Origin of the sequence: Providencia sp. PROV236 (assembly GCF_033676985.1) — a bacterium.
Classification (GTDB): domain Bacteria; phylum Pseudomonadota; class Gammaproteobacteria; order Enterobacterales; family Enterobacteriaceae; genus Providencia; species Providencia manganoxydans.
Map to the genome: position 1 here is coordinate 73,490 of NZ_CP096297.1, position 19,562 is coordinate 93,051.

General features: G+C 42.7%; 14 protein-coding genes and 2 rRNA genes. 9 read left to right on the forward strand and 7 right to left on the reverse strand.

The window, feature by feature from the left end; all coding sequences use genetic code 11:
* The first annotated feature begins 185 nt into the window (after positions 1-185).
* The 3 genes from M1E96_RS00315 to M1E96_RS00325 all read left to right on the forward strand — a co-directional run bounded on the left by M1E96_RS00315 (position 186) and on the right by M1E96_RS00325 (position 4,183).
* Positions 186-3,091: ribosomal RNA gene (locus M1E96_RS00315) — 23S ribosomal RNA — on the forward strand.
* Between the two features lie 139 nt (positions 3,092-3,230).
* A 5S ribosomal RNA gene (gene rrf, locus M1E96_RS00320) occupies positions 3,231-3,346 on the forward strand.
* A gap of 408 nt (positions 3,347-3,754) precedes the next feature.
* Positions 3,755-4,183 (forward strand): hypothetical protein, encoded by a 429-nt coding sequence (locus tag M1E96_RS00325; protein ID WP_272580639.1) that lies wholly within the window; start codon positions 3,755-3,757, stop codon positions 4,181-4,183.
* A gap of 76 nt (positions 4,184-4,259) precedes the next feature.
* Here the strand turns inward: M1E96_RS00325 and actP are convergent, their stop codons facing one another.
* From actP to acs, 3 genes are all read right to left on the reverse strand, one after another.
* Positions 4,260-5,909, reverse strand: a complete 1,650-nt coding sequence (actP, locus tag M1E96_RS00330) for a cation/acetate symporter ActP (protein ID WP_070927482.1) — start codon at positions 5,907-5,909, stop codon at positions 4,260-4,262.
* Positions 5,906-6,217: a DUF485 domain-containing protein gene (locus tag M1E96_RS00335; protein ID WP_070927484.1), complete on the reverse strand. Its 312-nt coding sequence runs from the start codon at positions 6,215-6,217 to the stop codon at positions 5,906-5,908. Before M1E96_RS00335 ends, actP begins: the two co-directional genes overlap by 4 nt.
* Before the next feature lie 66 nt (positions 6,218-6,283).
* Complete coding sequence (acs, locus tag M1E96_RS00340; protein ID WP_369427323.1) at positions 6,284-8,239, reverse strand: acetate--CoA ligase; 1,956 nt, start codon at positions 8,237-8,239, stop codon at positions 6,284-6,286.
* A gap of 529 nt (positions 8,240-8,768) precedes the next feature.
* Here acs and sodA point away from each other — a divergent pair.
* From sodA to M1E96_RS00365, 5 genes are all read left to right on the forward strand, one after another.
* Positions 8,769-9,395, forward strand: a complete 627-nt coding sequence (gene sodA, locus M1E96_RS00345) for a superoxide dismutase [Mn] (RefSeq protein WP_070927488.1) — start codon at positions 8,769-8,771, stop codon at positions 9,393-9,395.
* A 318-nt stretch (positions 9,396-9,713) separates the two neighbouring features.
* Positions 9,714-11,411, forward strand: a complete 1,698-nt coding sequence (locus M1E96_RS00350) for an Hsp70 family protein (RefSeq protein ID WP_272580638.1) — start codon at positions 9,714-9,716, stop codon at positions 11,409-11,411.
* Positions 11,411-12,829, forward strand: coding sequence for a DnaJ domain-containing protein (locus M1E96_RS00355; RefSeq protein WP_272580637.1), 1,419 nt, complete (start codon positions 11,411-11,413; stop codon positions 12,827-12,829). The genes M1E96_RS00350 and M1E96_RS00355 overlap by 1 nt, the downstream gene beginning before the upstream one ends.
* A 61-nt stretch (positions 12,830-12,890) precedes the next feature.
* Complete coding sequence (gene yiiM, locus M1E96_RS00360) at positions 12,891-13,571, forward strand: 6-hydroxyaminopurine reductase (RefSeq protein ID WP_272580636.1); 681 nt, start codon at positions 12,891-12,893, stop codon at positions 13,569-13,571.
* 16 nt (positions 13,572-13,587) lie between these two features.
* Positions 13,588-14,508: a LysR substrate-binding domain-containing protein gene (locus tag M1E96_RS00365; protein WP_070927497.1), complete on the forward strand. Its 921-nt coding sequence runs from the start codon at positions 13,588-13,590 to the stop codon at positions 14,506-14,508.
* A gap of 25 nt (positions 14,509-14,533) precedes the next feature.
* Here M1E96_RS00365 and M1E96_RS00370 read toward each other — a convergent pair whose 3' ends face one another.
* Positions 14,534-15,409, reverse strand: coding sequence for a pirin family protein (locus M1E96_RS00370; RefSeq protein ID WP_272580635.1), 876 nt, complete (start codon positions 15,407-15,409; stop codon positions 14,534-14,536).
* Between the two features lie 489 nt (positions 15,410-15,898).
* Here M1E96_RS00370 and M1E96_RS00375 point away from each other — a divergent pair, with 489 nt between their 5' ends.
* On the forward strand, positions 15,899-17,089 hold the full coding sequence (locus M1E96_RS00375; protein WP_272580634.1) for a lactate oxidase: 1,191 nt from the start codon (positions 15,899-15,901) through the stop codon (positions 17,087-17,089).
* Between the two features lie 48 nt (positions 17,090-17,137).
* Here the strand turns inward: M1E96_RS00375 and trpS are convergent, their stop codons facing one another.
* The 3 genes from trpS to rpe are packed head-to-tail and all read right to left on the reverse strand — an operon-like array spanning position 17,138 to position 19,558.
* A complete protein-coding gene (gene trpS / locus M1E96_RS00380) occupies positions 17,138-18,175 on the reverse strand; it encodes a tryptophan--tRNA ligase (protein ID WP_272580633.1) in 1,038 nt (345 codons plus the stop codon).
* Positions 18,176-18,194: 19 nt separating this feature from the next.
* Positions 18,195-18,887, reverse strand: a complete 693-nt coding sequence (locus M1E96_RS00385; RefSeq protein WP_070927503.1) for a phosphoglycolate phosphatase — start codon at positions 18,885-18,887, stop codon at positions 18,195-18,197.
* Entirely contained in the window at positions 18,884-19,558 is a 675-nt protein-coding gene (gene rpe / locus M1E96_RS00390; RefSeq protein WP_070927505.1) for a ribulose-phosphate 3-epimerase, read from the reverse strand. Before rpe ends, M1E96_RS00385 begins: the two co-directional genes overlap by 4 nt.
* Positions 19,559-19,562: the final 4 nt, after the last annotated feature.

A 19,562-nucleotide genomic window follows, 5' to 3' on the forward strand; every position in this document is an offset into this window, starting at 1 on the left:
AGTCTATTGCGAATAATTATGCTCTTTAACAATCTGGAACAAGCTGAAAATTGAAAACAACGCACATTGTTTATCGCTTAAACAATGTGAGAGTCTCTCAAAAATCTCAACTTGAAGATGTCGTCAACAGACAGAAACCGTCGGGTTTCATGTCGACTGACAAAAAAGACACCTTCGGGTTGTGAGGTTAAGCGACTAAGCGTACACGGTGGATGCCTAGGCAATCAGAGGCGATGAAGGGACGTGCTAATCTGCGATAAGCGTCGGTAAGGTGATATGAACCGTTATACCCGACGATTTCCGAATGGGGAAACCCAGTGCAATTCGTTGCACTATCGTTTGATGAATACATAGTCAAACGAAGCGAACCGGGGGAACTGAAACATCTCAGTACCCCGAGGAAAAGAAATCAACCGAGATTCCCCTAGTAGCGGCGAGCGAACGGGGAGCAGCCCAGAGTCTTAATCAGCATCAGCATCAGGAGAACGGTCTGGAAAGTCCGGCAGTAAAGGGTGATAGCCCCGTATCCGAAGGTGTTGGTGTTGTGAACTCGACGAGTAGGGCGGGACACGTGTTATCCTGTCTGAATATGGGGGGACCATCCTCCAAGGCTAAATACTCCTGATTGACCGATAGTGAACCAGTACCGTGAGGGAAAGGCGAAAAGAACCCCGGCGAGGGGAGTGAAATAGAACCTGAAACCGTGTACGTACAAGCAGTGGGAGCACCTTCGGGTGTGACTGCGTACCTTTTGTATAATGGGTCAGCGACTTATATTCTGTAGCAAGGTTAACCGTATAGGGGAGCCGTAGGGAAACCGAGTCTTAACTGGGCGAATGAGTTGCAGGGTATAGACCCGAAACCCGGTGATCTAGCCATGGGCAGGTTGAAGGTTGGGTAACACTAACTGGAGGACCGAACCGACTAATGTTGAAAAATTAGCGGATGACTTGTGGCTGGGGGTGAAAGGCCAATCAAACCGGGAGATAGCTGGTTCTCCCCGAAAGCTATTTAGGTAGCGCCTCGTGAACTCATCTTCGGGGGTAGAGCACTGTTTCGACTAGGGGGTCATCCCGACTTACCAACTCGATGCAAACTACGAATACCGAAGAATGTTATCACGGGAGACACACGGCGGGTGCTAACGTTCGTCGTGAAGAGGGAAACAACCCAGACCGCCAGCTAAGGTCCCAAAGTCATGGTTAAGTGGGAAACGAAGTGGGAAGGCTCAGACAGCCAGGATGTTGGCTTAGAAGCAGCCATCATTTAAAGAAAGCGTAATAGCTCACTGGTCGAGTCGGCCTGCGCGGAAGATGTAACGGGGCTAAACCATGCACCGAAGCTGCGGCAGCGACATTTAGATGTTGTTGGGTAGGGGAGCGTTCTGTAAGCCTGCGAAGGTGTGCTGTGAGGCATGCTGGAGGTATCAGAAGTGCGAATGCTGACATAAGTAACGATAATGCGGGTGAAAAACCCGCACGCCGGAAGACCAAGGGTTCCTGTCCAACGTTAATCGGGGCAGGGTGAGTCGACCCCTAAGGCGAGGCAGAAATGCGTAGTCGATGGGAAACAGGTTAATATTCCTGTACTGGTGATAATTGCGATGGGGGGACGGAGAAGGCTAGGCTATCCGGGCGACGGTTGTCCCGGTTTAAGGATGTAGGCAGGTGAATTAGGCAAATCCGGTTCACTACATGCTGAGGTCTGATGACGAGTCACTACGGTGATGAAGTAGCTCATGCCCCGCTTCCAGGAAAAGCCTCTAAGCTCTAGATTATCATTAATCGTACCCCAAACCGACACAGGTGGTCAGGTAGAGAATACTCAGGCGCTTGAGAGAACTCGGGTGAAGGAACTAGGCAAAATGGTGCCGTAACTTCGGGAGAAGGCACGCTGGCGCTAGGTGAAGTGGTTTACCCATGGAGCTGAAGCCAGTCGCAGATACCAGCTGGCTGCAACTGTTTATTAAAAACACAGCACTGTGCAAACACGAAAGTGGACGTATACGGTGTGACGCCTGCCCGGTGCTGGAAGGTTAATTGATGGGGTTATCCGTAAGGAGAAGCTCTTGATCGAAGCCCCAGTAAACGGCGGCCGTAACTATAACGGTCCTAAGGTAGCGAAATTCCTTGTCGGGTAAGTTCCGACCTGCACGAATGGCGTAATGATGGCCAGGCTGTCTCCACCCGAGACTCAGTGAAATTGAACTCGCTGTGAAGATGCAGTGTACCCGCGGCAAGACGGAAAGACCCCGTGAACCTTTACTATAGCTTGACACTGAACATTGAGCCTTGATGTGTAGGATAGGTGGGAGGCTTTGAAGTGTGGACGCCAGTCTGCATGGAGCCAACCTTGAAATACCACCCTTTAATGTTTGATGTTCTAACGTTGCCCCGTAATCCGGGGTGCGGACAGTGTCTGGTGGGTAGTTTGACTGGGGCGGTCTCCTCCCAAAGAGTAACGGAGGAGCACGAAGGTTGGCTAAGCATGGTCGGACATCATGCGGTTAGTGCAAAGGCATAAGCCAGCTTGACTGCGAGAGTGACGGCTCGAGCAGGTACGAAAGTAGGTCTTAGTGATCCGGTGGTTCTGAATGGAAGGGCCATCGCTCAACGGATAAAAGGTACTCCGGGGATAACAGGCTGATACCGCCCAAGAGTTCATATCGACGGCGGTGTTTGGCACCTCGATGTCGGCTCATCACATCCTGGGGCTGAAGTAGGTCCCAAGGGTATGGCTGTTCGCCATTTAAAGTGGTACGCGAGCTGGGTTTAGAACGTCGTGAGACAGTTCGGTCCCTATCTGCCGTGGGCGTTGGAAGATTGAAAGGGGCTGCTCCTAGTACGAGAGGACCGGAGTGGACGCACCACTGGTGTTCGGGTTGTCATGCCAATGGCATTGCCCGGTAGCTAAGTGCGGAAGAGATAACCGCTGAAAGCATCTAAGCGGGAAACTTGCCTTGAGATGAGTCTTCCCTGACTCTTTAAGGGGCCTAAAGGAACGTTTAAGACTAAGACGTTGATAGGCTGGGTGTGTAAGCGTAGCGATACGTTGAGCTAACCAGTACTAATGAACCGTGAGGCTTAACCTGACAACACCGAAGGTGTTTTAGAGAGATTGAGTTGTTTTTGAGTAGTGAGAAGCCGAAAGGTGAGGGACACGCAGCTTGTTTGAGATTGACGTTTTGGTTTGTGGTGAAATAGCTGTAAACGGGAACGAAACAGAATTTGTCTGGCGGCAATAGCGCGGTGGTCCCACCTGACCCCATGCCGAACTCAGCAGTGAAACGCCGTAGCGCCGATGGTAGTGTGGGGTCTCCCCATGTGAGAGTAGGGAACTGCCAGACATTAAATTAGTGAAGAAGCCACCCATTGGGTGGCTTTTTTGCGTTTGGAAAGAAATAATATTTTTCATAAATATGATATCGATAAGTAAGCTTTATAACTTTAACAATTAGTTTTTCATAAATTAATTTGTTTAAATGTTAAATGGTGTCTTTTTTAGTTAGACAGCTTTTATAATTTGGCTATTGATATCAATATATAAGCTATAAAAAATGATTTTATGATCACTGATTTTGTTGTTTTATGTTTTCTATTTACTTGCTTTTCTTAAGATACTTTCTCATTAAAATAGATAATAAATGTTAAATTGATGTTGCAAAAAGTTAAATATATACTAGTAATAAGTAACTTAATCAGATGTTATGAATGTTTTGCACACGGTAATGCACTTATTTATCAAGGTGAATAAGATGAAAAATATAAAATCTGTTAATAGCCAAATATTTAGGGATATTGTTGCTGTTAGTAAGCAAAAGGAGCTTGAATTCAATAATGGCCAAGATGGGGCAATAATATTATCTCTATTAGTGATGTTTTTTACGCCCTTTTTATTGCTTAATGAAGTACGCCAGTTTCTACAAATAGATTACAGTTTTGCTGCTATGGCTAGTATCGCGGTGGTTAGCCTTATATTAACCGTTATTCTTTATAAGGTGTTTAAGATTAGCCAAAAATTTGCGGATAAAGAAACATTATTAAATTCATTGTTATCAATGTATGTACCTAATAATAAAGCTGAATTTGAGCGTTTTAAAGTAGAAACAAGAAATGAACCTACTCATTTTTTTGAGTTGATAAATGAGTGGATAAGCACCGAAAAACTGACCTATGCAAAATAACTCAGTTTTATAGGATTAAAAAAGCGGCTCAATTAAAAGCCGCTTTGCTTATGTTTCTTTCTAGAGGTAGTAAAGGTTAATGTGTTTTGCCTTGTTCAATTCCCAAACCAATTTGAGAGCGAACAAACTGTTCTCTAAAACGCTCTCTTTCCATTTTGCCGCGCTCTGAGTTATCCGTTACAGAGAATAGCCACGAAGCTACAAAGGCGACAATCATTGAAAAGAATGCCGGATACTCATAAGGATAAATCGGTTTTTCATGATGTAAGATGCTGACCCAAATGGTTGGACCTAAAATCATAAGCACAACCGCAGTAATTAAGCCTAGCCATCCGCCGGCTAAGGCGCCACGAGTGGTCAGTTTTTTCCAATACATGGATAACAGTATGATAGGGAAGTTACAGCTTGCCGCGATAGAGAAGGCTAAGCCAACCATGAAGGCGATATTTTGGTTTTCAAATAAGATCCCTAATCCGATGGCAACGAATCCTAATATAACGACGGTTATTTTAGATACGCGTAATTCTTCTTTTTCGTTAGCTTTACCATCTTTAATCGCCATTGCATAAAGATCATGGGATACAGCCGAGGCACCGGCTAATGTTAAACCAGCCACAACGGCGAGTATAGTGGCAAATGCAACCGCAGAGATAAATCCAAGGAAGAAATTTCCACCGACTGCATCTGCAAGGTGTACTGCCGCCATATTGGTTCCACCAATAAGCTTACCAGCTGCATCTTTAAAGTCTGGGTTTGCACTAACAAGAACTATCGCACCGAAACCGATAATGAAAGTGAGAATATAGAAGTAGCCAATGAAACCTGTTGCATAGAATACGCTTTTACGTGCTTCTTTCGCATCACTAACGGTGAAAAAGCGCATGATAATATGAGGTAGCCCTGCGGTACCAAACATCAATGCTAAGCCAAGTGAAAGCGCAGATATCGGATCAGAAACTAAGCCTCCGGGACTCATAATCGCGATGCCGTTTTTATGAACTTCTACCGCTTCTTTAAATAGTGTATTGAAATTAAAGCCAACATGTTTCATGACCATGACAGCCATAAATGTTGCACCGGCTAATAAGAGGATTGCTTTGATTATCTGTACCCATGTTGTCGCTAACATCCCACCAAATAGGACGTACAACACCATGAGGATCCCAACGATCACGACAGCGATATGGTAATTCAAGCCGAAAAGCAATTCGATCAGTTTACCTGCACCAACCATTTGCGCTATTAGATAGAGGGCGACAACAACCAGTGAACCTACAGCGGATAAGATCCTTATTGGTCTCTGTTTTAATCGATATGAGGCTACATCAGCGAATGTATAGCGACCGAGGTTACGCAGACGTTCTGCAATAAGAAATAGAATAATTGGCCAGCCGATTAGAAAGCCGATGGAGTAAATCAGCCCATCATAGCCTGATGTATAAACTAGAGCTGAAATACCTAAGAATGATGCAGCAGACATAAAATCGCCGGCAATTGCCATTCCATTTTGAAAACCGGTAATTTTACCGCCAGCAGTATAGTAATCTGAACGGGAGCGAGTTCTTTTTGAAGCCCAGTAAGTAATATAAAGTGTAAATCCGACGAATAACAAGAACATAATAATGGCTTGAATATTGACCGGTTGTCGCTCAACATCGCCCGTCAGTGCATCAGAGAATGCTGCTGAAGAGGCAAAAAGTAGGATAAGGGGTAAGATTTTTATCATTTTTGCACCTCTTTTAGTATTTCAGCGGTTAAGCGATCATATTCACCATTTGCACGAATAACATAGATACCCGTTAATACAAAGGAGATAACAATGAGCCCCACACCGACAGGAATGCCACGGGTGATATAAGAACCTTCAGAGATTGGTGTTCCTAGCCAGCTAGGAGCAAAGGCAATAAGAAAAATAAAACCGACATACAGTATTAATGTGATAGCTGACAACAACCATGAAAATCGACCACGTTTCCTTACCAATTCTTTAAAGCGAGGGTTATTCTCTACCTGTTGATAAGCAGTAGCATTCATCAGAGTTCTCCTCTGTTATACGTTATACTTTATGTAAGGCCGCTCAATAGAGACGGCCTTTTGGCGTTATGACATACTCATTGATTGTTTTTCTTCGAGTAGTTTTTCGACAACACCTGGATCTGCTAGCGTAGAGGTATCTCCTAAGTTACTAGTATCACCTGATGCAATTTTTCGTAGGATACGGCGCATGATCTTACCAGAGCGGGTTTTCGGAAGAGAATCCGTCCAATGTAGAACATCTGGGGTTGCGATTGGGCCGATTTCTTTACGTACCCAATTGCGGACATCGGTATACAACTCAGGTGATGGTTCTTCCCCTGAGATTAAAGTGACATAAGCATAAATCGCTTGCCCTTTAATGCTGTGTGGAATACCCACAACGGCTGCTTCTGCTATTTTTGGATGGGCAACTAAAGCTGATTCTATTTCAGCCGTTCCTAGACGGTGACCTGAAATATTTAATACATCATCGACACGCCCAGTGATCCAATAATAGCCGTCTTCATCGCGACGGGCACCATCACCACTAAAATACATCCCTTTGAAGGTTGAAAAATAGGTTTGTTCAAAACGCTCATGATCACCATATAAGGTGCGCGCTTGACCTGGCCATGAATCAACAATCACAAGGTTACCTTCGGTAGCACCTTCTAGAGGCTCACCAAGGTTATCAACCAAAGCAGGACGAACGCCAAAGAACGGTAATGTTGCAGAACCTGGTTTCAGCATCGTAGCACCAGGAAGTGGCGTGATCATAAAGCCACCCGTTTCTGTTTGCCACCATGTATCAACAACAGGGCAACGGCTGTTCCCGATCTTCTTATAGAACCATTCCCAAGCTTCAGGGTTTATTGGTTCACCAACAGAACCGAGGATCCTCAGTGAACTACGGTCGGTACCTTCGATTGCTTTATCGCCTTCAGCCATTAATGCACGGATGGCAGTTGGAGCGGTATAAAGAATGTGAACTTTATGCTTATCAACCACTTGGCTCATACGATTAACAGCTGGGTAGTTAGGTACCCCCTCAAACATTAATGTTTGAGCGCCATTCGATAATGGACCATAGAGTAGATAGCTATGGCCTGTTACCCAACCGACATCAGCGGTACACCAGTAGACTTCGCCTGGATGATAATCAAAAGTATATTTGAAAGTCAGCGTGGCGTAGACCAAATAACCGCCAGTGGTATGCAATACACCTTTTGGCTTACCTGTTGAGCCTGAAGTATAGAGAATAAATAATGGATCCTCTGCATTCATTTCTTCAGGAGGACAGTCTGCGCTAACCCCTTGAACCAAATCATGCCACCATAGGTCACGGCCTTCTACCCAACTCGGTACATTCCCTGTACGACGGTAAACAATGACGTTTTTGACGGTAGTAACATTAGAATTGGTTAATGCATCATCAACATTTTTCTTCAGTGGAATAGCACGGCCAGCACGTAAACCTTCATCGGAAGTAATAATTAGCTTAGCTTTACAGTCGATAACACGTCCAGATACTGCTTCGGGTGAAAAGCCAGCAAAGATCACGGTATGAATGGCACCAATGCGTGCGCAAGCTAACATGGCAACTGCGGATTCAACGACCATAGGCATATAAATGGCAACCACATCGCCTTTACGAATACCTTGCTGTTTCAGCACATTGGCGAATTGGCTAACATCATGATGTAGCTCACGATAAGTGACATGTTTAGATTGAGAAGGGTCATCGCCCTCCCAAATGATGGCGGTTTGATCACCTTTTTCTGCCAGATGGCGATCTAAACAGTTAGCGCTTAAGTTAAGAGTTCCGTCTTCAAACCAGCGAATACTGATATGGCCTGGGTCGAAGGAGGTGTTTTTTACTCGAGTATAGGGTTTGATCCAATCAACTATTTTCCCTTTCTCACCCCAGAATTGCTCAGGGTTTTGAATAGAGAGTTGATACTCTGTGTTGTACTGTTGCTCGTTTATCAGGGCATTTTCTGCAATTTCAGCAGGAACGGGATGCTTAGTTATTTGAGTCATATTTTTATCTCCTTGCAGATGTTAATACTATGTCAAAAAATGGTTAACTAAAGCAGGAAATATAAATTTGTTTTTCTTTTGCGCGGAAGATCACGTATTAATTGTAATGGATTTAACAGGATTATCATTTGATGCGAAATGTCTAAATGGAATAATTATCTAATTATGTTATTAAAGGTAATATTAAAGAAAATCAAAGGGTGCTAATGTTGGTATTAGTTGCTAAATAAATAGCCAATGCTAGTTAATGAGAAAGACCACATAAACACCATGGGTTTGATAATGATTTTCATTAACAGTAAAATCACTATAATAAAAGTTATTTTCACAAGGTGTGAAGTATGCTCGTGATACTTCAAGTTGCAGGGTTTTCGTTGGGGTATAAGTGACTAGGCTACGCTCGCTGAGTCACCGTGTTTATCTATACTTCTCGACTATCTGCACCTCGAATTATTTAGAGCATATATACCCGATGTGCCGTACCTTTTGAGTAAACGGTGTAAATTAATAAGTCACTGGAGACAATACAATGAGCTATACATTACCTGCTTTACCTTATGCTTATGATGCGCTGGAACCTCATTTTGATAAGCAAACCATGGAAATTCATCACACCAAGCATCATCAAACTTATGTAAACAATACGAATACTGCATTAGAAAAATTACCTGAATTAGCAAATCTAGACATCGATGTGCTTATTCAGCAGCTAGATAAAATCCCTGCTGACCAACGTACTTTTGTGCGTAACAATGCTGGCGGCCACTCAAACCACAGCTTTTTCTGGAAAGGTTTGAAGCTAGGTACAGAGTTGAATGGATCTCTAAAAGCAGCGATTGAGCGTGACTTCGGTAGCGTTGATGCGTTTAAAGACCTGTTTGAAAAAGCGGCTGCTTCTCGTTTCGGTTCTGGCTGGGCTTGGCTGGTTCTGAAAGATGACGGTAAACTTGCTGTTGTTTCAACTGCTAACCAAGATAGCCCTCTGATGGGTGAAGCTATTTCTGGTGCATCAGGCTATCCAATCATTGGCCTAGATGTATGGGAACACGCTTATTACTTGAAATATCAAAACCGTCGCCCTGATTACATTAAAGCGTTCTGGTCAGTAGTAAACTGGGACGAAGCTGCGAAACGTTTTGCAGATAAAACCAAGTAAGTTATTAAATTAACAAAAACTCGTGGGCGTGGTCTTTATTGGCTGCGCCTTTTTTATTTATATTTCAAATTGTAGGTTGGTATCGTAGCCACTAAGTTACAGTGTTTATCTAATGTTCTCCGCCTCTCTTCACTTGCTGCCTATCTATTGCCTCTATCGCTTTCCTTTCCTGAATCAATCTCAGTTTTGTCTCGTTCCAAACTTTTTTGTTTTATTTATAATCAAGTTTATTAATATTGTTAATCTATAAATGTATGCACGGGCTTCATTTGCTCTGAAGTTGAAATTGTCGGCAATAAGGGAAATAAGGAAGATAAAATGGCATCTAGTATGGTGATGGGGATCGATCTTGGTACCAGTAATAGCGCGGTGAGTTTGTGGATTGAAGGACGCTCTGTTTTAATTCCAAATAAACAAGGAGATGTGCTGACACCTTCTGTGATTGGCCTTGATGATGACGAGCAGATTTTAGTGGGTCATTCAGCTCGTGCACGTCTGCAAAGCCATCCACAATTGACTCAAGCCAGTTTTAAGCGCTTTATGGGAACCAATGCGACCTTACCATTAGGCCATCTTACTTTTCGCGCAGAGGAGCTTTCAGCCTTACTTTTGAGGCAATTAAAAGATGATGTAGAAGCTTGGCTAGGTTATTCCGTAAAAGATGCAGTGATCACCGTTCCTGCCTATTTTAATGATGTACAACGCCGAGCAGTGAAAACAGCGGGGCAGCTTGCTGGGTTGAACGTATTGAGATTGCTTAATGAGCCAACAGCAGCATCGCTGGCTTTTGGTTTATTGGAAAATAAAGAGCACAAATATTTGACGTTTGATCTTGGTGGGGGAACTTTTGATGTTTCTATTATCGATATGTTTGAAGGGGTCATTGAGGTTTGTGCGAGTAGCGGTGATGTGCGTTTAGGCGGAGATGATTTCAGTGAAGCTATCTATCAATGGATGTTGAATCAACAGCCTCAATTAAAAGCCTCTCAAGCTGAAGTTAGGGCACCGCTGCTGGAAAAAGCAGAATTATTAAAAATCGCTTTAAGCCAAGGGAATGAAGCAACGGTGGCTTGGTCTTGGCAGGATAAAGAGTGGCAATGGACGATGAATGAGCAAGAGTTCAGTACTTGCTGCCAACCTTTATTAACCCGATTGCAGCAGCCAATTGTGCAAGCATTGCATGATTCTCGATTCACTCTCAATGACCTTGATGACATCTTATTAGTGGGTGGTGCTACACGCATGCCTTTAATTCGCCAAACGGTCGCTCGCCTTTTTGGTCGTTTCCCGCGGCATGACCTGAATCCAGATGAAGCCGTTGCATTGGGTGCGGGTGTGCAAGCAGGAATGGTCATGGCTGATGCTGCGCTTGATGATGTTATTTTAACGGATGTGATGCCTTTTTCGTTGGGAATCGAAACCTCTAAAAAAAATGCAGTGCATTATGAGTCAGGTTATTTTTTACCGCTGATCGAGCGAAATACTTTTTTACCTGTTAGTAAGATGCAAACGGTTAGCACAGTTGAAGATAATCAAACACATATTCTATTAAAGATTTATCAAGGGGAAGCTCGTCGTGTACAAGACAACGTGTTTCTTGGTGAAATGGATATTGATATTCCTGCAAAACCTGCGGGAGAGGTAGATATTGATGTCCGATTCACTTATACCGTTGATGGATTGTTAGAAATTGAATGTCGTTATCAAGGCAACCCTGAAGTGTTTCGTCTGGTAATAGAAAAAGTACCGGGGCAGATGAGCGAAGAGCAAATTGCACAAAGTTTACTGAAAATAGCAGATCTAAAACAACACCCAAGAGATAGGCAAGAAAACAGAGTGTTATTAGCACGTTGTGCTCGTTTATATGAGTTTTTACTGGGTGAAGATCGTTATTGGATAGACCAAGTGACAACGGAGTTTGAAAGAGCTTTAGATAGCCAAGATCAGCGCCGTATCGCTGCAATTCGCGAACAGGTCGAGCAATTTTTAGGTCGTTATGAGGGAGACTCACATTAATGAGTATGTGGGAAATACTAGACATCGCCCCAACGGTGGATGAAAAGGAAATTCGTCGTGCCTACGCACGGCAAGTAAAAAAATATCGCCCTGATAGTCACCCTGAGGAATATCAGCAACTACGTGAAGCTTTTGAAGAAGCAAAACAATATGCGCTGTACGCTGATTTTCATGACAGTGAGGACGATGATGACCAATCTTTAATTTCCATTGATTCATCAACAGTGGAAGAAGAGGTTTCAGATTCACCTTATCAATCTGAACTGACGATGACCTACCCTCTTTCTAATATCAATGTGCTTGAGACTCCTGTTGAAATAGATGCATTACCCGTTGTTGAGATCCCTTATAACTCGGAGCAACTTGAGCGTATTGCTGGCCTGTTAATTAAAGATGAAAAGTTTGGCATGAACGAACTTGCCTTACTATGGGCTGAGGTAGCCGAACGGGGCAGCTTACTCATTCATCAGCAGTTTCATGAAGAGTTTTCGTGGGTATTATCACAGCAAGAAGGCCTTACTGAAGCCATTGTCGAACATGTTTCAACATTTTTGGGCTGGCGGCTGAATGAATATAGCTCAACACACACCATTCCGTTCTATGTACAAAATGCAATTAATGAGCAACTACGCCAAACTGAGGTCGCTCGTGCTTGGAAACAATGTCAAATCGAAGCGGCACAAGGCGATTATCTGGTTGCTGCATCAATGCGTTTATTGGTAAGTGAGCAAGAAAAAGTCTCTTTCAAAGTTCGCTTGATCCCTGGACTCATTCCTCAAATATCACAGCAAGTTGAACAATTAACCTATGAATATCCAGAACTGAAAGATAAATTCAATCCAGCGGTGCAGTCCTTTGTACAGCAACCTAGGATAGCGTTTAATTGGCGTGGTATTTTTTTGTGTGTATTTTGGGGGTTACTGCTGAATATGGTGGCTGCCCGACCAGAGGTTAGCCCCACGGTTGCAATTATTGCTGCCGTTATCATTGTTTTTTATTTATTTATTAGCGACATAATAATGTTTTGGCTACATTCAAAACCAAAACTATTTAAATGGTTTTTGATAATTGAATTCTTTGTGACCCTGTTAGTGGTGCTGAATTTAATTATTGGCCTGTTTTTATCGTTATCGACTTTCTTTGTTGCGTTAGATGTGGGACCTGCGCAAGGTGCTAGAGCAATGGTCTTTTTTATCTTTATTGGCTTAGCATGGTATGCGTGGCCGAGAAATAAACCTTTATTGCGCATGCCCGGTATGGCGCTGTATAGAATATTTGCGAGCCCTTGGATTATTTTAGAGTGGTTTAAATTTTCATGGTTTTCATTGACTTGGTTGGTGGTTATCTATTTGGTTTACTATCGAGTGGCTTATGAGCTACTGAAGTTTTTTACGTTAGAGCACCAATTAGGTTTATGATAATCTCCAGTCATAAATATTAATTTACTGAATTTAAAGCCATTATTAAGGTGTGATATCAATGTTAATTCATCCACAAGTCTATATCGGCCAAGTTCAATCTACACGTGCGTGTGGAAATAGTGCGATTCATAAGCGTCAAGTTGATGGGTTGTTATCATTAGGGCAGTTAGGGCTTGAGGGTGATGAACAAGCTGAAAAACGTTTTCATGGTGGTCCAGATCGCGCATTATGTCATTACCCAGCAGAGCATTATCAATTTTGGGTAAATGCTTACCCTGAACTTGAAGCGCTATTTGTTCCTCCTGCTTTTGGTGAGAACATTTCCACACAAGGTATGACCGAACAAAATGTTTTCATTGGTGATATTTATGCATGGGGCGATGCACGTATTCAAGTTACCCAGCCTCGTTCCCCTTGCTATAAGCTTAATGGTCTCACAGGTATTGAAAATTTCGCACAGATGATGCAAGAAAATGGGCGCTGTGGTTGGCTATATCGTGTGGTAAAAACGGGTTCTGTGAGCGCTACAACACCCATAAAGCTTTTAAGTCGCAATAGTGATGTGTCAGTACAAGAAGCCATTATGATCGCTTTTCATGCACCATTTGATGAAGAGTTATATCATCGCCTATTAGCAACAGCAGGGCTGTCTGCTAGCTGGAGCCTAACTATGCAGAACAGATTAGAACATCGGCGAATTGAAGAGTTCAGCCATCGGCTGTTTGGCAAACGGGGTTGATATAAAGAGGTAAGTAATGCGATATGATTTAAATGACCTCTACTATTACGTTAAAGTTGTTGAACATGGCGGGTTTTCACAAGCGGGTCTTGCTTTGGGGATCCCGAAATCTAAGCTGAGCCGTCGCATTGCTGATCTTGAGCAAAAACTCAATGTTTCTTTAATTTACCGCTCAACTCGCCAATTTCATGTGACTGAAATCGGTCAAACCTTTTATCAGCAATGTAAAAACGTGGTTGAGGAAGCGGAGTTAGCTGAAGAGTTGATTTGTTCTGTACAAACTCAACCTAAAGGAACCATTAAACTATCTTGTCCTATCGCGTTATTACAGGTGTATATGCAAGATCTGCTCATCGATTTTATGGTTAAGTGTCCTGAAATCAATATTCAGATTTTAGCGGTTAATCGTCCTGTGGATGTCATCAGTGAGGGGTTAGATTTAGCGCTTCGAGTTCGCCCACGGCCATTAGATGATTCTGGGCTAATGATGAAGGTGTTAGGTTATTCACAACGCTTATTGGTTGCTAGCCCATTGTTGTTTAAAGAAAGCCCTCCATTACAAACACCAGAACAGCTGGTGGATTACCCTATGTTGGCCAATTCTGAGCATTCACAGCGTTATACCTTGACCTTGAAACATAACGATGAATCGAGTTTCACACAGCATTTCACCCCTAGATTAGCGACAACAGATATCTTGACGCTACATAAGGCGACATTGAGTGGTCTTGGTATTGCGCGGTTACCACTTGAAGTGGTTGAAAAGGAATTAAAAACGGGTGAACTGATCGAAGTGCTACCTGAGTGGCATTTTCCTGAAGGTATCATTCATGCGGTATATCCTTCAAGGAAGGGGATGTTACCTGCCGTGAAATTGTTATTGATGTATTTAGCTGAAAATATACCTGCGGCAGCAAAAAAATCAGTTCCCCGATAAATGTATTATCAGGGAACGATTATGTTTAATGATCTTGTGTAATACGACCAAATTTTCCGTTATTAAAATCATCAATAGCGTCTTTGATATCTTGCTCACTATTCATGACAAAAGGTCCGTAACCGACAACAGGTTCATTGATCGGATCACCACTTAAGAACAGCACCAATGCATCTTCAGTGGCTTCTAGGATGATATTGGTGTCGCTATCATCTAGAATGATTAATTCACTTTCGTTTATATTCGCTCGACCATCGACAATTACTGATCCGCGTAAGATCACTAAGCCTATATAACGACCTGCTTTGGTTTGAATACCAACGTTTTTACCTTTATTGAGTTGTAGATCCCACACATCAATAGGGGTAAATGTACGAGCTGAGCCCGCATTGCCAAGATAGTCACCTGCGATAACTCGTAATGTTCCCGCTTCATTTGGCAAAGCAATATTGGGTATTTGGTGACTTTCTAGCAATTGATACCCTGGAGCGGCCGATTTGTCTTTTGCAGGTAGGTTGACCCACAATTGCACCATATCTAGTGTACCGCCCGTTTTCATAAAATTATCTGAGTGGTATTCCTGATGCAAAATACCCGATGCCGCAGTCATCCACTGGACATCACCCGGTCCGATGACCCCACCTTCACCAGTTGAATCATGGTGAGCAACTTCACCACTATAAACAATAGTGACTGTTTCAAAACCACGGTGTGGATGTTCTCCTACCCCTCTATTTCCTGTATTTGACGGTGGGAAATCAGTCGGGCCAGCGCGGTCGAGTAATAAAAATGGGTTCAGATATTTTCCGTGATTGCTATAACTAAACAATGAACGGACAGGAAAGCCATCACCAACCCAGTGGCCTAGTGGTGCATTATAGATACCAATGATTTTTTTCATGGTTGTGCTCCTAAAATCTGTTTTGATGAGCAGATCATAGAGCAGTGTTTAGGGAAGCAGTAGTAGCAAAAATAGGCTTCATTGTTTCATTTTCGGAACAATGAATGCATCGCTAATTATTCTATTTTTAGAATTGTGTTTATCAAAATTGTGACTACTCAGAAAGAGGGTAATTAGTTATTGTAAATCATAATATGATATTTAATGTTTCTACCAAGGTGTAAAAGGTTATTGATCAATAATGAGTAATTAAGTTCTCACCGTTAGTTTATAGAATGTGTCGCTAGGTCGCTTAGGTTTTTGATAAGCGGCCTATACTCGTCATACTTCAAGTCGCAGAGCTTTTCATTAAGGTATAAATGACTACGCTTAGTTAGCTGAATCAAAGTGTTTATCTATGCTCCTCATCTACCTTCGCTTGTCACCTACCTGCAACTCGAATTGTTTTGAGTGTATTTATATTATTTCTATAAATTACAGGAGAATTGAATGAAAAAATTAGTTGCCCCTTTATTAGCTTCACTGTTTTTCGTTGGCAATGCATATGGGGAAATGACTCAAGCTAGTACACAAGAAAAACCATTAAATATTATTAATTTGTATGAGTTGGCTGACGAGGTATCAAAAAACATGGATAAAGGTGCTTTTGGATATATTCGTGGTGGTGCTGAAGATGAACTGGTTTTGGAAAACAATAGGCGCAGCTTTAATCAAAAATTTATTTTGCCTCGAGTCATGCAAAATATTGAAACTTCGGATATTGACTTATCAACACAACTGTTCGGGATCCCTTTAAAAACACCTATTATTCAATCTCCTATGGCCGCTCAAGGGTTAGCTCATCAAGATGGTGAACTGGCTAGCGCCAAAGGTATGGCGAAGGCGGGGTCTATTTTCTCATTAAGTACTTATAGCAATAAAACGATTGAAGAAGTGGCCAAGGTTGCAGGAGAAAACCCGTTTTTTTTCCAGTTTTATCTCAATAAAAACACTGAATTTAATGCGTTTATACTGAATTATGCAAAACAAAATGGAGCTAAAGCGATCATTTTGACGGTAGATTCGACAGTTGCAGGTTATCGTGAAGATGATGTGCGTAATAATTTTAACTATCCTGGAAAATTTGCCAACTTAGAAGCATTTGAAAAATATCAGCGGGGTAAACAGCAGCTGACGCCAAGTGAAGTTTTAGTCGAAGCTAAACAAGCATTAGTTTTTTCTGATATTCAATATGTTAAACAGCTTTCAGGATTGCCTGTGATTGTTAAAGGGATCCAATCGCCTGTCGATGCGCATCATGCTATTAAGGCTGGCGCTGATGCTATTTGGGTTTCAAACCATGGTGGTCGCCAGTTAGATAGCGGTCCAGCTTCATTTGATATGCTACCTGCAATTGCAAAAATGGTTAATAAACGGGTACCAATTATATTCGATAGTGGGGTGCGCCGTGGTTCTCATGTATTCAAAGCGCTCGCTAGTGGGGCGGATATCGTTGCAGTAGGAAGGCCGATTTTATATGGTTTGCATTTAGGTGGTGCAGAGGGGGTCAATTCAGTGATAGAGCATCTGAATAAAGAGCTTAGGATTAATATGCAATTAGGTGGCGTAAAGGATATTGAGCAGATACAGCGAACAGTGCTTTATACTCAGACTGAACTGGAAACTCGTTTTCTACAGTAAAAGGTCGCCAACAACGTTTAGTTAGCGACCATAAATTTATTGTATCGATTAAGGGCGTTTAACAAAACCGATGGCTTGATATACTTTATCCAGTGTTTCTTGCGCACGAGCTGCTGCTTTGGTTGCACCTTCATCCATGATTTTATTGAGTAAAGCTTCATCATTACGGAAGTGGTGGTAACGCTCTTGCAAGGTCGTCAACATCCCTGCCACGGCTTCAGCAACGGCACCTTTTAGATGACCGTACATCTGGCCTGCAAATTCAGTTTCCAGCTCAGGGATGCTTTTACCTGTAATGCCTGACAGAATATCTAACAGGTTTGATACCCCAGGTTTATTTTCAATATCATAAATAACACGAGGTGGCTCTTCTGAATCTGTCATGGCACGTTTAATTTTCTTCGCTGCACCTTTTGGATCTTCAAGTAGAGCGATCAGGTTATTGCGGTTTTCATCCGACTTAGACATTTTCTTTGTTGGATCTTGTAATGCCATTACGCGAGCGCCGCCACCTGTTGGAATAAACGGATCTGGTACGGTGAAGATATCCCCATAAATCGCGTTAAAACGTTGGGCTACATCGCGGCTTAATTCAAGATGCTGTTTTTGGTCAATCCCAACAGGAACTTTGTTGGTTTGGTATAGCAAGATATCTGCCACCATTAATACAGGATAATCAAATAGACCGGCGTTGATATTTTCTGAATGACGCGCTGATTTGTCTTTAAACTGAGTCATGCGGCTTAATTCGCCAAAGTAGGTATAGCAATTCAGTGCCCAGCTCAGTTGTGCATGTTGTGGAACATGGGATTGGACAAATATAGTACTTTTTTGGTGATCGATGCCGCAAGCAAGATAAAGTGCTAATGTATCGAGAGTTCTTTTACGTAGTTCGTCGGGATCTTGACGAACTGTGATGGCATGTTGGTCAACGATACAGTAGATGCAATCGTAATCATCTTGCATCTGTACCCACTGACGCAGCGCACCCATGTAGTTACCGATGGTTAATTCACCGGAAGGCTGCGCGCCGCTGAATACGATAGGTTTTTGGGATGGCTTTTGTGTTGCAGTGGGTTCACTCATTTCTTTTTATATCCTTTCGTTATTTTGTATCAGATAAGCCAATGCTAGGCAGGATATCTGAAAAGTGTGTTAATACACAGTCAGGCTCACTTAGTGCGATAGATTCGCCATAGTTATAACCATAGGTTAGGCCAACACAAGGGCACTGTGCACTTTGTGCAGCGATAATATCATTACGGGAATCACCAACAAAAAGCAATTCCTCTTTTCGTAAACCAAACTTACCCATTGTTAGATACAACGGGGCTGGATGAGGTTTCTTCTCTTTTACATCATCGCCACCAAGCACCAGTGAAAAATAGCTGTCGATAGCCAGCTTTTTGAGAAGTGGTGCGATAAAAGGAGTCGGTTTGTTGGTCACAATCGCCATAGGTAAACCATGTTGTGACAGTTTTTCGAGGGTTTCTTTCACTTCAGGAAACAGCTCACTACCTGTTGTGACTGATGTTGCATAGAACTTATCAAAGCTGTGGCGCGTTGCCTGATGAAGCTCAGGTGTGATGGTTGCTCCCGCCCATGTTAATGCGCGGTCAATCATGACATCAGCACCATTACCTACCCAAATGGAAACGCGCTCTTTGCCTGCGGGCGAAAAACCTTGCTCTACTAAGGCGTTATCCAGTGCTTCGGCTAATCCACCTGCACTGTCAACCAGAGTACCATCTAAATCAAATGCAATTGCTTTAATGTTTTCTAAACTCGGCTGTGTCATTGAGATACCTTTTGTAATTCCTTACGCATTTGATCAATGACGGCTTTGTAATCGGGCTGACCAAAAATGGCAGATCCTGCAACAAAGGTGTCTGCACCAGCAGCGGCAATTTCCGCAATGTTGTCGATTTTAACACCGCCATCGATTTCCAAACGAATATCATAGCCGCTCTCATCGATCATTTTACGGACTTGGCGCAATTTAGTGAGGGTCTGTGGAATAAAAGATTGCCCACCAAATCCAGGGTTCACTGACATCAGTAAGATCATGTCCACTTTGTCCATAACATACTCTAAATGACTCAGTGGAGTGGCAGGGTTAAATACGAGTCCAGCAGTACAGCCATGTTCTTTTATCAGCTGTAATGTTCTATCGACATGTTCACTCGCTTCAACATGGAAGCTGATATGACTAGCACCTGCTTTAGCAAAATCAGGAATAATTCTGTCAACGGGTTTGACCATCAGGTGAACATCAATAGGAGCTGTGATGCCATAGTCACGTAGTGCTTTACAAATAGGCGCGCCAAATGTGAGATTAGGGACATAATGGTTATCCATAACATCAAAGTGTACGATATCAGCACCTGCGGCCAGTACTTTTGCGGTGTCTTCACCTAAACGGGCAAAATCTGCAGATAAAATAGATGGGGCAATGAGAAAATCTTTCATTATT

Coding starts and splice junctions, on each gene's coding strand:
- M1E96_RS00325 (WP_272580639.1), top strand. CDS start 3,755: ATGAAAAATATAAAATCTGTTAATAGCCAAATATTTAGGGATATTGTT.
- actP (WP_070927482.1), bottom strand. CDS start 5,909: ATGATAAAAATCTTACCCCTTATCCTACTTTTTGCCTCTTCAGCAGCA.
- M1E96_RS00335 (WP_070927484.1), bottom strand. CDS start 6,217: ATGAATGCTACTGCTTATCAACAGGTAGAGAATAACCCTCGCTTTAAA.
- acs (WP_369427323.1), bottom strand. CDS start 8,239: ATGACTCAAATAACTAAGCATCCCGTTCCTGCTGAAATTGCAGAAAAT.
- sodA (WP_070927488.1), top strand. CDS start 8,769: ATGAGCTATACATTACCTGCTTTACCTTATGCTTATGATGCGCTGGAA.
- M1E96_RS00350 (WP_272580638.1), top strand. CDS start 9,714: ATGGCATCTAGTATGGTGATGGGGATCGATCTTGGTACCAGTAATAGC.
- M1E96_RS00355 (WP_272580637.1), top strand. CDS start 11,411: ATGAGTATGTGGGAAATACTAGACATCGCCCCAACGGTGGATGAAAAG.
- yiiM (WP_272580636.1), top strand. CDS start 12,891: ATGTTAATTCATCCACAAGTCTATATCGGCCAAGTTCAATCTACACGT.
- M1E96_RS00365 (WP_070927497.1), top strand. CDS start 13,588: ATGCGATATGATTTAAATGACCTCTACTATTACGTTAAAGTTGTTGAA.
- M1E96_RS00370 (WP_272580635.1), bottom strand. CDS start 15,409: ATGAAAAAAATCATTGGTATCTATAATGCACCACTAGGCCACTGGGTT.
- M1E96_RS00375 (WP_272580634.1), top strand. CDS start 15,899: ATGAAAAAATTAGTTGCCCCTTTATTAGCTTCACTGTTTTTCGTTGGC.
- trpS (WP_272580633.1), bottom strand. CDS start 18,175: ATGAGTGAACCCACTGCAACACAAAAGCCATCCCAAAAACCTATCGTA.
- M1E96_RS00385 (WP_070927503.1), bottom strand. CDS start 18,887: ATGACACAGCCGAGTTTAGAAAACATTAAAGCAATTGCATTTGATTTA.
- rpe (WP_070927505.1), bottom strand. CDS start 19,558: ATGAAAGATTTTCTCATTGCCCCATCTATTTTATCTGCAGATTTTGCC.